At 39.0% G+C, this 13,217-nt stretch carries 13 protein-coding genes; 8 read left to right on the forward strand and 5 right to left on the reverse strand.

The features are described from left to right. Positions 1-203 precede the first annotated feature (203 nt). The 5 genes from rplU to A7968_RS05390 all read left to right on the forward strand — a co-directional run bounded on the left by rplU (position 204) and on the right by A7968_RS05390 (position 3,110). Positions 204-515: a 50S ribosomal protein L21 gene (gene rplU / locus A7968_RS05370; protein WP_006794538.1), complete on the forward strand. Its 312-nt coding sequence runs from the start codon at positions 204-206 to the stop codon at positions 513-515. Between the two features lie 16 nt (positions 516-531). Beyond that, the gene (gene rpmA / locus A7968_RS05375; protein ID WP_064665557.1) at positions 532-789 is read left to right on the forward strand and encodes a 50S ribosomal protein L27; all 258 of its coding nucleotides are present in this window, start codon (positions 532-534) and stop codon (positions 787-789) included. Positions 790-930: 141 nt separating this feature from the next. Beyond that, positions 931-2,088: an Obg family GTPase CgtA gene (cgtA, locus tag A7968_RS05380; RefSeq protein ID WP_064665558.1), complete on the forward strand. Its 1,158-nt coding sequence runs from the start codon at positions 931-933 to the stop codon at positions 2,086-2,088. Between the two features lie 73 nt (positions 2,089-2,161). Continuing rightward, on the forward strand, positions 2,162-2,653 hold the full coding sequence (folA, locus tag A7968_RS05385; RefSeq protein ID WP_064665559.1) for a type 3 dihydrofolate reductase: 492 nt from the start codon (positions 2,162-2,164) through the stop codon (positions 2,651-2,653). A 79-nt stretch (positions 2,654-2,732) separates the two neighbouring features. Then, the gene (locus tag A7968_RS05390; protein ID WP_064665560.1) at positions 2,733-3,110 is read left to right on the forward strand and encodes a DUF3718 domain-containing protein; all 378 of its coding nucleotides are present in this window, start codon (positions 2,733-2,735) and stop codon (positions 3,108-3,110) included. Between the two features lie 136 nt (positions 3,111-3,246). Here A7968_RS05390 and A7968_RS05395 read toward each other — a convergent pair whose 3' ends face one another. Both A7968_RS05395 and A7968_RS05400 read right to left on the reverse strand, forming a co-directional pair. After that, positions 3,247-4,440 carry an ATP-binding protein gene (locus A7968_RS05395; RefSeq protein ID WP_064665561.1) on the reverse strand — a complete coding sequence of 398 codons (1,194 nt, stop codon included), beginning with the start codon at positions 4,438-4,440 and terminating at the stop codon, positions 3,247-3,249. Positions 4,441-4,450: 10 nt separating this feature from the next. Beyond that, complete coding sequence (locus A7968_RS05400) at positions 4,451-5,152, reverse strand: response regulator transcription factor (RefSeq protein WP_064665562.1); 702 nt, start codon at positions 5,150-5,152, stop codon at positions 4,451-4,453. 193 nt (positions 5,153-5,345) lie between these two features. Here A7968_RS05400 and A7968_RS05405 point away from each other — a divergent pair, with 193 nt between their 5' ends. Then, positions 5,346-6,050: a DUF3581 domain-containing protein gene (locus tag A7968_RS05405; protein WP_064665563.1), complete on the forward strand. Its 705-nt coding sequence runs from the start codon at positions 5,346-5,348 to the stop codon at positions 6,048-6,050. 104 nt (positions 6,051-6,154) lie between these two features. After that, positions 6,155-7,402 (forward strand): DEAD/DEAH box helicase, encoded by a 1,248-nt coding sequence (locus A7968_RS05410; protein ID WP_064665564.1) that lies wholly within the window; start codon positions 6,155-6,157, stop codon positions 7,400-7,402. Positions 7,403-7,600: 198 nt separating this feature from the next. Here A7968_RS05410 and A7968_RS05415 read toward each other — a convergent pair whose 3' ends face one another. The 3 genes from A7968_RS05415 to A7968_RS05425 all read right to left on the reverse strand — a co-directional run bounded on the left by A7968_RS05415 (position 7,601) and on the right by A7968_RS05425 (position 9,960). Further along, positions 7,601-8,269, reverse strand: a complete 669-nt coding sequence (locus A7968_RS05415; RefSeq protein WP_064665565.1) for a hypothetical protein — start codon at positions 8,267-8,269, stop codon at positions 7,601-7,603. Continuing rightward, a complete protein-coding gene (locus A7968_RS05420) occupies positions 8,266-8,880 on the reverse strand; it encodes a hypothetical protein (RefSeq protein ID WP_084448042.1) in 615 nt (204 codons plus the stop codon). The genes A7968_RS05415 and A7968_RS05420 overlap by 4 nt, the downstream gene beginning before the upstream one ends. A 123-nt stretch (positions 8,881-9,003) precedes the next feature. Then, a complete protein-coding gene (locus tag A7968_RS05425; protein ID WP_064665566.1) occupies positions 9,004-9,960 on the reverse strand; it encodes a methylenetetrahydrofolate reductase in 957 nt (318 codons plus the stop codon). 247 nt (positions 9,961-10,207) lie between these two features. On the opposite strand from A7968_RS05425, the gene A7968_RS05430 reads away from it, so the two are divergent. Then, a complete protein-coding gene (locus tag A7968_RS05430) occupies positions 10,208-13,093 on the forward strand; it encodes a M16 family metallopeptidase (protein WP_064665567.1) in 2,886 nt (961 codons plus the stop codon). The last annotated feature ends 124 nt before the right edge of the window (positions 13,094-13,217 follow it).

Raw genomic sequence — 13,217 nt, forward strand, 5'->3', positions numbered from 1 at the left:
TCATCAAACGCTAAAAAGGCTTGGCATAATGCCAATTTAATATAAAATAGGGGAAAATATTGAATCGCTCTCAATGCAGCTATTTTTTATTCATTTAATTAATAAAACAGGCTTGCTAGTTTTTGCACATTAGCGTAAACTTCGCGCCCTATTGAATAATATTTTAGTTGCGTCGATTTGAGGGCGCACAGACGGAGTTAATTATGTACGCGGTTTTCCAAAGTGGTGGTAAACAGCACCGTGTGACTGAAGGTCAAACAATTCGTCTTGAGAAATTAGACGTTGAGACTGGTGCAGCAGTTGAATTTGATTCAGTACTTTTAGTTGCTGATGGTGAGAAAATCGAGATCGGTGTACCGTTCGTAAACGGTGGTAAGATAACAGCTGAGGTTGTTTCACATGGTCGCGGTGAGAAAATTAAGGTTGTTAAATTTAGACGCCGTAAGCATTCTCGTAAGCAAATGGGCCATCGTCAATGGTTCACAGAAGTTAAAATCACTGGCATTAGCGCTTAATTAGAGGTACTTAGAAATGGCACATAAAAAAGCAGCTGGTAGTACTCGTAACGGTCGCGATTCAGAAAGCAAACGCCTTGGTGTTAAGCGTTTTGGTGGCGAATCAGTTCTAGCGGGTAGCATCATTGTTCGTCAACGTGGAACTAAATTCCATGCTGGCACAAACGTAGGTATCGGTAAAGACCACACTATCTTCGCAAAAGCAGATGGTAAAGTTCAGTTTGAACAAAAAGGTCCTTTAAACCGTAAATACGTAAGCATCGTATCTGAGTAATCAGAATCGGTTCTTAAAAAACCCCGCCTTTGCGGGGTTTTTTGTTTTAAGCAAAAATATATACCTAAGCCAAGCCTGCAATCAGCTTGGCTTAGGTATATAATAGTGAAATTAACAAGCCAATCCCTAAAGTGAGTAATCATGAAGTTTGTAGATGAAGTAGAAATTCGCGCAGAAGCTGGAGACGGTGGTAGCGGCATCGTATCTTTCCGTCGTGAAAAATATGTCCCAGATGGTGGACCTGACGGCGGTGACGGTGGAGATGGTGGTAGTGTTTATCTACAAGCTGATGAAAACTTAAATACCCTTATCGATTATCAGTTTGAGCGTTTTCATAGAGCTGAACGTGGTACTAACGGCCGCAGCCGTAACTGTACAGGTAAAAAGGCTGATGACCTCTATGTAATGGTGCCTGTTGGTACTCGTATCACTGATGTGGATACGCAAGAAGGCTTGGGTGATTTAACTCAACATGGTCAAAGGATTTTGGTTGCAAAAGGCGGTTTCCACGGCTTGGGGAATGCGCGTTTTAAATCAAGTACTAACCGAGCACCTCGTCAAAAAACGTTGGGCACACCAGGGGAAGTACGTAACCTTAAACTAGAGCTATTATTATTAGCTGATGTAGGTTTATTAGGTTTGCCTAATGCTGGTAAATCGACCTTTATTCGCAGTGTGTCTGCTGCACGTCCTAAAGTGGCTGATTACCCGTTTACTACGCTTATTCCAAATTTAGGTGTGGTACGCCCTGAAGCAAATAAATCATTTGTTATTGCTGATATTCCAGGCTTGATCGAAGGGGCTTCTGATGGTGCTGGTTTAGGCATTCGCTTCTTAAAACATTTAGAGCGTTGTCGTGTATTACTGCATATCATTGATGTGATGCCAGTTGATGGTTCAAATCCGGTAGATAATGCCTTTGCTATCATCAATGAGCTGCATCAATATAGCCCTAAGCTGGCTGAAAAGCCGCGCTGGTTAGTGTTTAATAAAATTGACTTGTTACCAGAAGAAGAAGCTCAGGCGCTGTGTGAGAAAATCGCAGAAGAGCTAGGTGAGACTGAAAATATCTATCATATTTCAGCTATCAATAAATTAAACACGCAGCCGTTGATCCATAATATTATGACTCTGCTTGAGAGCATGCCGAAAGAAAAGTTTGTACCAATTGAAGATGAAGAAGTTGAATTCAAATGGGACACTTATCATAAAGATGCAACTAAGAAGAATGACGACGATGACGACTGGGATAGTTGGGATGATGACGACTATGACGTTGAAGTTATCTATGAGCGTTAATAATAAATAGAATATTATAAAAGGAGCGGGTGCTCCTTTTTTCTTATTTAATGAAAAAGTATTAGGTGTTAATGTGAAAATTTCAATGATTGCAGCTATGGCTAACAACCGTGTGATTGGTCAAGATAATAATATGCCATGGCATTTACCGGCTGATCTACAACACTTTAAAGCAGTCACTATGAGTAAGCCGGTGATCATGGGGCGCAAAACGTTTGAGTCAATTGGTCGTCCATTGCCTGGTAGACGCAATATAGTTATAAGCCGTAATGCCGATTACGAAGCTGCTGGGGTTGATGTGGTTTCATCGCCAGAGGCCGCTATTTCATTGGTTTGTGAGCTTGATGAAGTGATGGTTATTGGTGGTGGTAACGTATACCAGCAATTCTTAGAACGTGCAGATACCCTCTATTTAACGTTTATAGATCTTGATGTTAAAGGGGACACTCAGTTCCCTGATTATGAAAAAGTTGCCAACTGGAAAATTGTTGAAGAACAACATAATCAACCTAATGAAAAGAATTTACATGCATATACCTTCGTTACATTGGATAAAATTAAGTAACATTATTGCGAATAGGCTGATAGGTTGGTACAATATTAGCCAACTAAGGTAGTTATAAAGTATTACACAAGGGTATATAATGATTAAATTGTCAACATTCCTAATCGCTTCGGCTGTTGTTTCTGGTTCTGTTGCTTTCAGTGCACCTGCTAAAGCAGACGATCAGTTAGCGGTTTCAATCTGTGAATACATAGCTGCAGATGATAAAAATCGCCTACGTGATAAATTAAAAAGTTCACGTGTAAAAATTCGTAATATTTACGATGCAGTACAATGTAATGGCCTTAATTTACTACGCCATGCAATTGCTAGTAATGCAGCCGATGCGGGTGAGTACGTTGTGAAAAATTTATCTAAAAGCTCTTTAGAAGATGGTGCTGATATCGCATGGGCTGAATCAAATGGCCATGCAGGATCTGCATTGATACCTGTAATTAAAGATCGTGCAGGTTTATAAAAGCAAATTTTGTTGAAAAGCCGCGTTTATCGCGGCTTTTTTGTATCTGTCTAATACTAATATCAATCGTGTTAAGTTACTGACTATTTAGCTCGCTAGAATGGTTAAATATTTAAGTCGATTGGTATAATAGACTTTATTGGCTATCTTTAGGCCAGCTAAGTGTAATTTTAGCGCCACCGATGATGTCGCTGTTGGTCATAACAACATCCCCACTGTGCCAACTCGCAATACGTTTTACGATATACAGGCCCAACCCATAACCGCTGGCAAGGTTATCATTTTCACCCTGTTGGAATGGGTCAATCAAAGATGTGGCATTTACTGGTAGTCCTTGACCATCATCTTCAACGCTTAAATAGTAATTAGTGTCATCCTCTGAGACATTAATGTTGATGACTTTTCTTGCGTATTTTGACGCATTTACCAATAAATTTTGCACAGCAATAGCAATGTAATTAGCTTCACAATAAAGAGTTTCGATGTTGCAGCTTTGCGCTATGGTTAAATTTTCATACAGTGCATATTTTTCAATTTCAGCCTGAATTAATTCTTTAATGTTGGTTTGTGCTTGCAAGAAATGTTGTTGTTGATGCTCGATACGGGCAAAGTGTAAATATTGGTCTAGGCGTTGCTCTATTTCATCAATATCTTGCTGGATCTGCTCGTTTATTTGATCATTTTCAGTTAAAGACAGTGCAAATCGCATCCGCGTTAGCGGGGTGCGTATTTCATGAGAAATAATACGTGATAGATCACGATGTAAGTGGATAAATTGTTCAATACGTTGAGACATCTGTGAAAATGTGCTGGCCAAAGGGGCTATAGAGGAGTTTGGTTTTATCGCGGGCTGCATCGAAATTGGCTGCTGGCTAAACTTATCTGCGGCGGTTTGTAAGATACTTAAATCTCTAAATACAGGCCTTATCAATATCAGAATTATGCTGCCAAGCAAAATATAGAATGCGAAAAATACAATTAAATTATTATTTTCATTATGTTCTTGAGGCAACGGGCCAACTTTATATACAAAGCCAGGCCGAACACTTGTTAGGTAAATAACTCTTTGATCGTTCTGGTTATTAACTGTAATGATACCTTGGCTTGTTAGTTGTGTTTGTAGTGATTGCGGTAATGCTAAGTCAGTTTGCGGGATTTCAGTGATGTGTTTTTCTTTATTGGCAACTAACTGCTGAAAGTTATTTACGGTAAACGGAATGCTTGGTGTATCTTGCTCAAAAAAGTAATTGTACAGTTGACCAAAACTAACCACTAAAACAATTAAACTTGCTGTAATGAAAATATAAAGTCGCAAAAATTGCTGAGTCATAAGGTTAGTTCTATTTGCTTTTTTCAGTGTTAATTATATCTAGACAATAACCTTTACTGCGTACAGATTTGATATCTAACGTGATATCACTTTTTTGGTTACTAAATAGCGTGGTAAGCTTTTTTCTTAACCGACTTATTTTTAAATCAATAGCACGATCTAAACCATTGTAATTGCGTCCGATGACTTGTTTGAAAAGCATCTCTCGTGACACTGGGTGCGGCGCACTTTTTATTAAAAAAGCAATAATTTCGAATTCGCTGTCATTTAAGTTTAATGGCATCCCTATGAAATACGCTTCACGCTTAGTGTGGTTAAGCGTAATCGGTTGCTCATTACTCTCATGTTGGTTCGTGTCACTTTGTCGTAAAATAGCATTAATTTTCGCAAGCAATAGTTCAGGTTTGAGTGGTTTTATTAGGTAATCATAGGCGCCTAAATTTAACCCTTTAATGTGAGATTGGTCAGAGTCCAACGCGGTTAAAAATATGATGGGGCAAGTATGTTCAGTGCTTAGTTGTTGAAATAATTCAAAGCCATTACCATCAGGCAGCATAACATCACAAATAATTAAAGCTGGAATGAAGGTTGCGCTATGTCGTTTGTAATCAGCAACACTGTTAAATATATCAATAGTAAACCCTTGCTTTAATAAAAATAACTGTATTAGTTTTGCTAGTTTTAAATCATCTTCAATTAAATAGATATGCATTTATAAGCTCCAGCCACATCGTGCCTATTTCCATCCTTATTATCCACTATTACAGCGTCATTATTAATAATTAGTACATAACGCTACTTTTGTTAATTTTTTATTTGAAACAAAAGTTTAACAGATTCGACCTCTATTGCGTTTTTATCTGGTAGAATAGGCAGGTTATAAGCAGTTTAAGCAGTGAACAACTATGTTAAGTCCTTTTTATCAGCAACATGCTGATCATATCTCTATATCGCGTGAGCAAGGCTGTCGTTTCGCAAAATGTGTTGCCGATGATTACAACCCACTACACGATAAAGATGCAAAGAAATTTTGTGTCCCTGGAGATTTACTATTTTCATTGGTATTGAGCCGTTATGGTATCAGTGAAAAAATGGAATTTACCTTCGCAGGCATGGTTGATGAGAATACCAAACTCAACTTCCCTGAGGGCGCCGATGAGTTTGATATTACCAGCGGCGAAAAAGTCATGCTAAAGGTAAAACGTGAAGGCAAAACCAGTCAGTGTCAAACACTCACCGACAGTCTAATAAAAAATTATGTTGAGTTTTCTGGCACAACTTTCCCGCATGTGATTATTCCACTTATGGGCAAGCAAGATGTGATGATCAACCCAGCTCGTCCTATGGTTATCTATGAGTCAATGTTAATTAACCTTGATACCTTAGACATTCATGCACCTACGTTAGAGTTTGCTGAGCCAAGTTTTGAATATACCGGTAAACGCGGCAAAATTACTCTACGCTTCAACTTACTTGAAGATGGTAAAAAAGTAGGTAGTGGTGAAAAGCACATGTTAGTTTCTGGTATTCGTGAATATTGCCAAGCTACGGTTGACGATCTTATTTCGTTTTATAATCAGCGCAAAGAAACGCTTAAGCCCGTTGCATAAGCAACACTTGCTTTAAGATTTAAATAGAAGGCGCGCAAGCGCCTTTTTTGTTGCTTATTTTGTGCGTACAATAGCGCCATTATTAGTTATTTCAAGTCTATGCTATGTCTGCTGCAACCTTTAATGATCTCCATCTCGACCCTTTATTACTTAAAGCGCTTGAGCTAAATGAATATCAAACGCCCACGGCTATTCAACTACAAACAATTCCATTAATTTTAGCCGGTCACGATGTGATGGGCAGTGCGCAAACGGGCACAGGTAAAACAGCGGCATTTTTGCTCCCTTTATTGCATAAACTATTAACCAGTGCCAAAAAAGATGAACAAGGTACTGCGCGGGTATTAATTTTAACGCCAACCCGAGAGCTTGCTCAGCAAGTATTTGCCAGTTTTGAGAAATACGCACAAGGGTCTGATATTAAAGGCGCATTGGCATATGGCGGCGCAAGTATTGGACCTCAAGTAAAAGCAATGAAAGACGCGCAAGTTGTCGTAGCAACACCTGGGCGGTTACTTGATCACATCATCAAAGGCAGTATTAAACTATCAAGTGTTGATTCACTAGTGTTTGATGAAGCAGACCGTATGTTAGATATGGGCTTTATTGATGAAATTAAGCGTATCTTACGCCACGTACCAAGCGATCGGCAGACCTTATTATTCTCAGCGACTTTTGATGACAGTGTGTTTGAACTGAGTAAAAAGCTACTCAAAGATCCTAAATTAGTTGAAGTTGATAAGCGTAACTCAGCTGCTGTAGAAGTGGAGCAGATCATTTACGCAGTTGATGAAGACCGTAAACGTGAACTTGTTTCGCATATGATTGGCATGAAAAACTGGCGCCAAGTACTGATTTTTACCCGTACCAAGCAAATGGCCGACAAGCTTGCTAAAGAAATGTGTAAAGACGGGCTTAAAACAGAGTCAATCCACGGTGATAAATCACAAGGTGCCCGAGACAGAGCGCTACAAAACTTTAAAGAGGGAACCACTCGGGTGCTCGTTGCTACGGATGTTGCTGCCCGTGGTTTGGATATTAGCTCACTAAAATATGTGATTAACTTTGAGTTGCCGTATATAGCAGAAGACTACGTGCACCGAATTGGCCGTACCGGACGTGCTGGCGAGCAAGGTTTAGCTATGTCACTCGTGAGTTTAGATGAGCAATGGCTACTTGAAGAAATTGAAGTGCTGCTTGATACCCGTTTAACGCCGCAGTGGTTAGCGGGCTATGAACCCGATCCAAACAAAAAACCGAAAGATAATCGTAAAAATACCAGTAAGTCGCGAAAAGAACGTGATAAAAAGCGTATTACAGGGCAAAGAGCACCAAGCAGACGACGTAAATAAAAGCTTTCAGTTTTTAGCTATCAGCTGTCAGTAAAGCTCTAGCACGGCGCTAAAACGAGCGCCGTAGCTTTATTGTTTTATATGCTAAATTCAGTAGTCAAAAGTATTAATAATAAAGCGCGATATAACTTTACTAAGCTAGAGTGCCCTCTAAAAAGATAAATTTTAAAATTAAAATCGCAGCTAAAGGTTCTTACTTCAATTTAGTGTAGTTATTTCATATGGTTTATCTGCGGATTCTTTCGTAACCATAATAAGCTTAAACCCTTTACCAAATGCATCAATTACCTGCCAGTCAATACGAATTAATGCGTCTTGAACTTTATCAGCATTGAAATCGCCTGTGGCAACAACGTAGTAAAACATCTGATCAGTTTCTGTCTCAACCTTTATTGCTCCACTAATGTCCAATGATGTATTAAACTTTTTATGGTATTCACTTAGTGTTTTACCTCTCCTTTGGCTTTTATCATGTTTATTAACATAAGGGTAAGCTGTAGCAGGAAGATTGCTAATATCCTTTTTATCAAGAATTTCCTGTAAATAACTGACGTTTGAACTTTTAGCTTGGGAGTACTGTTTTAATGCGGCACAGTTCGCTTTCAACATCTGTAACAAATGAAATTCGCTCACTGCTATATCATCAGAAGCGGTTTCTTCTACTTGTTTACAGGTAGAAAAGTGTACATTCTTCTCTGAACGTAAAGTTAAATCATAATTTAATTTAATGCTCTGGTAATCCATCACAATTTCAGATTCTAAACCTGTAAAATAATTAGTAAATAATTTAGGTTTTATTTCATTAGCAGATAATTTTGAGCAGCTAACACAGATAAATATCGATAATACTAATGATAAGTTTTTCACGGTGTCGTTACCTTTATGCTGTTAGCCGCAGATAGCTTTGCTCTTACGTAGTTATTTCTTTCTGCGCTGAGTTGAGGACGATAGCTTTCTTTAGCTGCTTTAATCCAATCTCCAGTTTTGATTGCTTTATCAAACTCAGTAAACTTCGTGACAATTTTTACTGCACCTAAGTTAAAAATCATATCAAATAATGCGACTTGTATATTTTTGTCTAATTTATCAAAATCATCATAATAACCATTAGACTTTTTATATAGAGTAGAAAGCTCTCTGTAAAAAGAATCCATATGTTTGTCTAGTTGGCGTGTAATTTCTACATCTTTAATTATGAGTGTAGTAAATTGCTTATACCATTCAGCTTTATAATTTCTTTTTTGTTTAGCTATCGTTTCAAATTCTTTTTGCTTTTCTAGAGGAGTTGCAGGAGGACCCGGTTGATTGTTAACTACTTTATTCATTGGGAGCAGGGTTGCAGCTTGTTTGTTTTTTATCATATGACCTACGCCTGTGGTTACATAGCCCTGAGAGTCTAGATAAAAGTGATTAATTTTCTTCTCATATTTTATAATGTTTTTAATTACTTCTGCTTTTACCTGTGGATTTAACGGCATTTAAAATTCCTTTTAATAGTATTACCTAATTAGCATACAAGAATACTTGGAATTACCTAAAAAAACAACAATCATGAACACTAGTTCACTTAAAAATGATGGACAGGCTCAAGTTTAACTCTATTAAGCAATCTGCTTTTCAGCTAGATTCAATTCCATTGTCGCTTTTAATAAACGATAAAGGTTTATTGATGCATCAATTTCTTCTTTGCGGTTGGTTAAGCTTTCAATGTTTAACCCCAGTGGTACATCTAAATGGGCGCAACTTTTTAGAATAGAGTCTAAATTTTCGCGGCAAATACGCACTGATTCACTCAATGGGTTTTGTGAATCTAACATACGCCATTTGGTTGCCTCAGGTACTGAAATACCAAGCCATTGCATAAACTCAAGTGTTTTTTCACTGCCGCATGGGGTAAAAGTTAGGATTATACGTTGTGGCTCTGCGCCTTGTGCTTTACAGCTACGTGCGTAACTGGTGATCAAATCAATGGTCGCTTGGGCGTTGTAAACTGCTTGTGAGATGAAAAATTGACACCCTTGTGCGGTTTTTTTAAGTAGTCGCTCATGCTCGTTACGTTTACTTGCGTGGCGCTCAGCAATGGTGACTCCACCTAAAAAGAAGTCATCCGCTTGCTCTGCCAGTACTTTATAGGCATTTGGTAAACTTAACTTTATATCGCCATCAGAAGATGGGCTGCCCACTAGCACTAAGTTCTTTAAGTCATAGTCGTTTTTAGTCTCATCAAGCCACTGTTTAAACTCAGCCTCGCCACGTTGTGCAACACTTTTATAAGTGATCACATCAAGGTGCGATAAGCTACGTAACAAGTGGCTGTATTCACGTGGATCAACCGTTTGTTTAAACGGAAAAGGGCGTGGCTTATCAGTGCGGCTGCTTTCATCTTGAATGTCGTAAATAATTACGCCATCGTATTCAATTTCATGTAAACGGTCTAACAGCTTTTGAGCGATTGTTTCAAGCTGCGCTTTATCAGTACCAATACGTGGCGGGGTAGTACCAATTAAGTACACACCTTGATTGGTATCTTCAATTTTCTGTTGTAGTGATAAAGCCATAATCCTCATTCCAGCTAATTAGTTTCTATAGCAAACAATATAACAGCCATTTAGACGTCTAGATAGATTTTTCTGGTGAGTTTTTTTCAATAAACATGAATTTTATTCATATTGAACTGGTGTTGCTAGTGCGTTTATACACAACTGTTTACATATTTTATTGTGCTAGGGGTCTTATATTACCTTGCTTTGTTGCATAATCAGGTGACTAAAAACAAGAAATATATTCAACTAACAAGGGATAACAATGAAATTTAAATTATTAGCAACCAGTCTTGCGGTAACGCTTGCATTGGGCGGCTGTGCGAGTAACAGCGGCTCTAACATGGTTAAAGAAGTTGAAATTGAACAATCAACGGTCGCCAGCAGTAATGATCGTGTGTTTTCACAAGATTATTTATTAGAAGAGCTTGATAACGGTTTGCGCGTTATGGTGGTGAAAACGGATTACCCTGATGTGGTATCACTACAAATTCCGGTGTCTGTTGGTTCTCGTAATGAAGTAGAAGCAGGAAAAACGGGCTTTGCTCACTTTTTTGAACATATGATGTTTAAAGGCTCTGAAAAATTCCCGCAAGATGTGTATTCTGACATCCTAAAAAATTCAGGTGTCGATAACCGCGCATACACCACTAATGATTACACTAATTATCACTTAAATTTTTCAAAGCAGCATCTTGATAAAGTTCTAGAGATTGAAGCGGATATCTTCCAAAACCTCACTTACTCAGAAGAGCAGTTCCGTACTGAAGCGCTTACCGTTAAAGGTGAGTACCTGAAAAATAATGCCAGCCCAGTGCGTAAGTTGCTCTCTGCTGTGCGTAATGAAGCTTTTGAAAAGCATACCTATAAACACACTACCATGGGCTTTTTTGAAGACATTGAAGCCATGCCAGATCAAATGGCCTACGGTAAAGAGTTTTTTGATAAGTTTTATAAACCTGAATATGTATCGTTAGTAATTGTCGGTGATGTCGATCCGCAAGCAACTATGGCAATGGTGAAAAAGCATTGGGGTAATTGGCAAAAAGGCGGTTATGTTGCTGATATTCCAACCGAGCCTAAACAACAAGCAGCCAAATACGTGCATGAGCAAAACGAAGGACTACCAGGGCATTGGTTATTGGTTTCATACAAAGGTACTGCTTGGCAGCCGAAACAAAAAGACCGCGCAGCGCTTGATTTACTATCACAGCTTTATTTCTCAAACAACTCTGACTTATACCAAGAGCTAGTGGTTGATAAGCAAATCGCCAGCCAAATGTTTAGCTATAACCCAGATACTAAAGATCCGGGCTTACTGCATGTTTTTGTCAAAGTCGAAAATGAAGCTGATTTAGCGGTAGCGCGTGATGCCATCAATAACACCTATGCAAAAGCACGCACTGAGCTGGTTGATAGCCAAAAATTAGCCGATTTAAAGTCAAATCTAAAATACAGCTTTATTAACGGCTTAGACTCATCGCAAGCAATTGCGTCAACCCTTGCCAGTTATGTGCATTTTGAGCGCGACCCAGAAGTGGTCAATCAATTATATGCAACGGCAGACAGTATCAGCGCGCAAGATATTCAAGATATTGCTAATAAGTACTTTGTCGATAGCAGCCGAACTACCGTGACTATGTCGGCGCTTGATAAAATCGCTGGCTTTGAGCAAGAAGTTGATTTAAATAGCCTCGTTGCTAGCAAGCATACAGTGCAACAGCGTCACTTTAAGGTGCTTGATAAAACTAATAGTTCGCCATTGATTGATATTAATTGGCTATTCCATACTGGTGCGGCGGCGGATCCTAAAGGTCAAAAAGGCGTGGCTGCGCTAACCGCTGCCATGCTTGCGCAAGGTGGCTCGCAGTCGAAGAGCTATAACGATATCAAAAAAGCACTGTATCCACTGGCTGGCAGCTTTGGCTACCAGATTGATAAAGAAATGATTTCTTTACAAGGGCGAGTCCATAAAGATAATGCAGCACAATGGTACGCATTAGTTAGTGAGCAGTTACTTAATCCGGGCTTTAGAGAAGACGACTTTAAACGTTTGAAGAAAGAGCTGATTGACGGTATTAAATCGGGCCTTAAAGCATCTAACGATGAAGAGTTAGGTAAAGAAGTGCTTTATCATAAGCTCTATCAAAGTCACCCGTATGAAAGCTACAATTATGGTGATTTGTCAGATCTAGAAGCCCTGACATTGGATGATGTGAAAGCGTTTTACGCAAAAGAGTTTACTCAAGCTAAATTAACTGTCGGTTTAATTGGCGCAGTGCCTGAATCAGTAAAAGCTACCATGTTTGCAGATTTAAGTCAGTTGCCAAAAGGCGAGCAAAGTCGTTTATCAATCCCTGATGCGCCAGTGCTAAAAGGTCATCATGCAACGATTGTTGAAAAGTCAGCACAGTCTACCGCGGTATCGTTTGGCTTCCCGATTGATACCATTCGTAGCAGTGAAGACTGGACGGCATTGTGGTTAGTGCGTTCATACTTTGGCGAACATCGCAGTTCAAATGCATACCTGTATGAGCGTATTCGTCAAACGCGTGGTATGAACTACGGCGATTACGCCTATATTGAGTACTTCCCACGTGGTATGTTCCAAACTAAACCTGATGCAAACTTGGGTCGTTCAGAGCAAATTTTCCAAGTCTGGTTGCGCCCACTGCGCTCAAACAACGATGCACATTTTGCAACGCGTACTGCTTTATTTGAACTTGATAAGCTGATCAAGAATGGCATGACAGAAAAAGATTTTAACGCAACGCGTAACTTCTTAATTAACTTTGTGCCACAAATGGTCGCCAGTCAAAACCGTCAGTTAGGTTACGCGCTCGATAGCGAGTTTTATAACACGGATTCGTTTGTGAAGTATGTTACAAGTAAGCTTGAAAAGCTGACCTTGGCTGATGTCAATCGTGTAATTAAAGCGAACTTACAAACAGATAATATCCAGTATGTGTTTATTACCGGTGATGGTAAAGACATGCAAAAACGCTTAGCGTCTGAGCAAACATCGCCTATGGTGTATAACGCAGAAAAGCCAGCTGAGCTGGTGGCAGAAGATAAAGTGATTGCTGATTACAAACTAGCAATTCCTGCGAAAAACATTGAAGTACTTGCAGTAGATGAAGTGTTTCAATAACGAGTATTTAAATAACTAAGATGCTTAATTTAGATGCCCCAAATTTGGGGCATTTTTATAACATCGCGCCAATTTCTACACCTAATCCAAAAAGTATCATTGCACTGACGATAAGCAATAAAGT

Source organism: Pseudoalteromonas prydzensis (genome assembly GCF_001661495.1).
In the GTDB taxonomy this organism is placed as follows: domain Bacteria; phylum Pseudomonadota; class Gammaproteobacteria; order Enterobacterales; family Alteromonadaceae; genus Pseudoalteromonas; species Pseudoalteromonas prydzensis.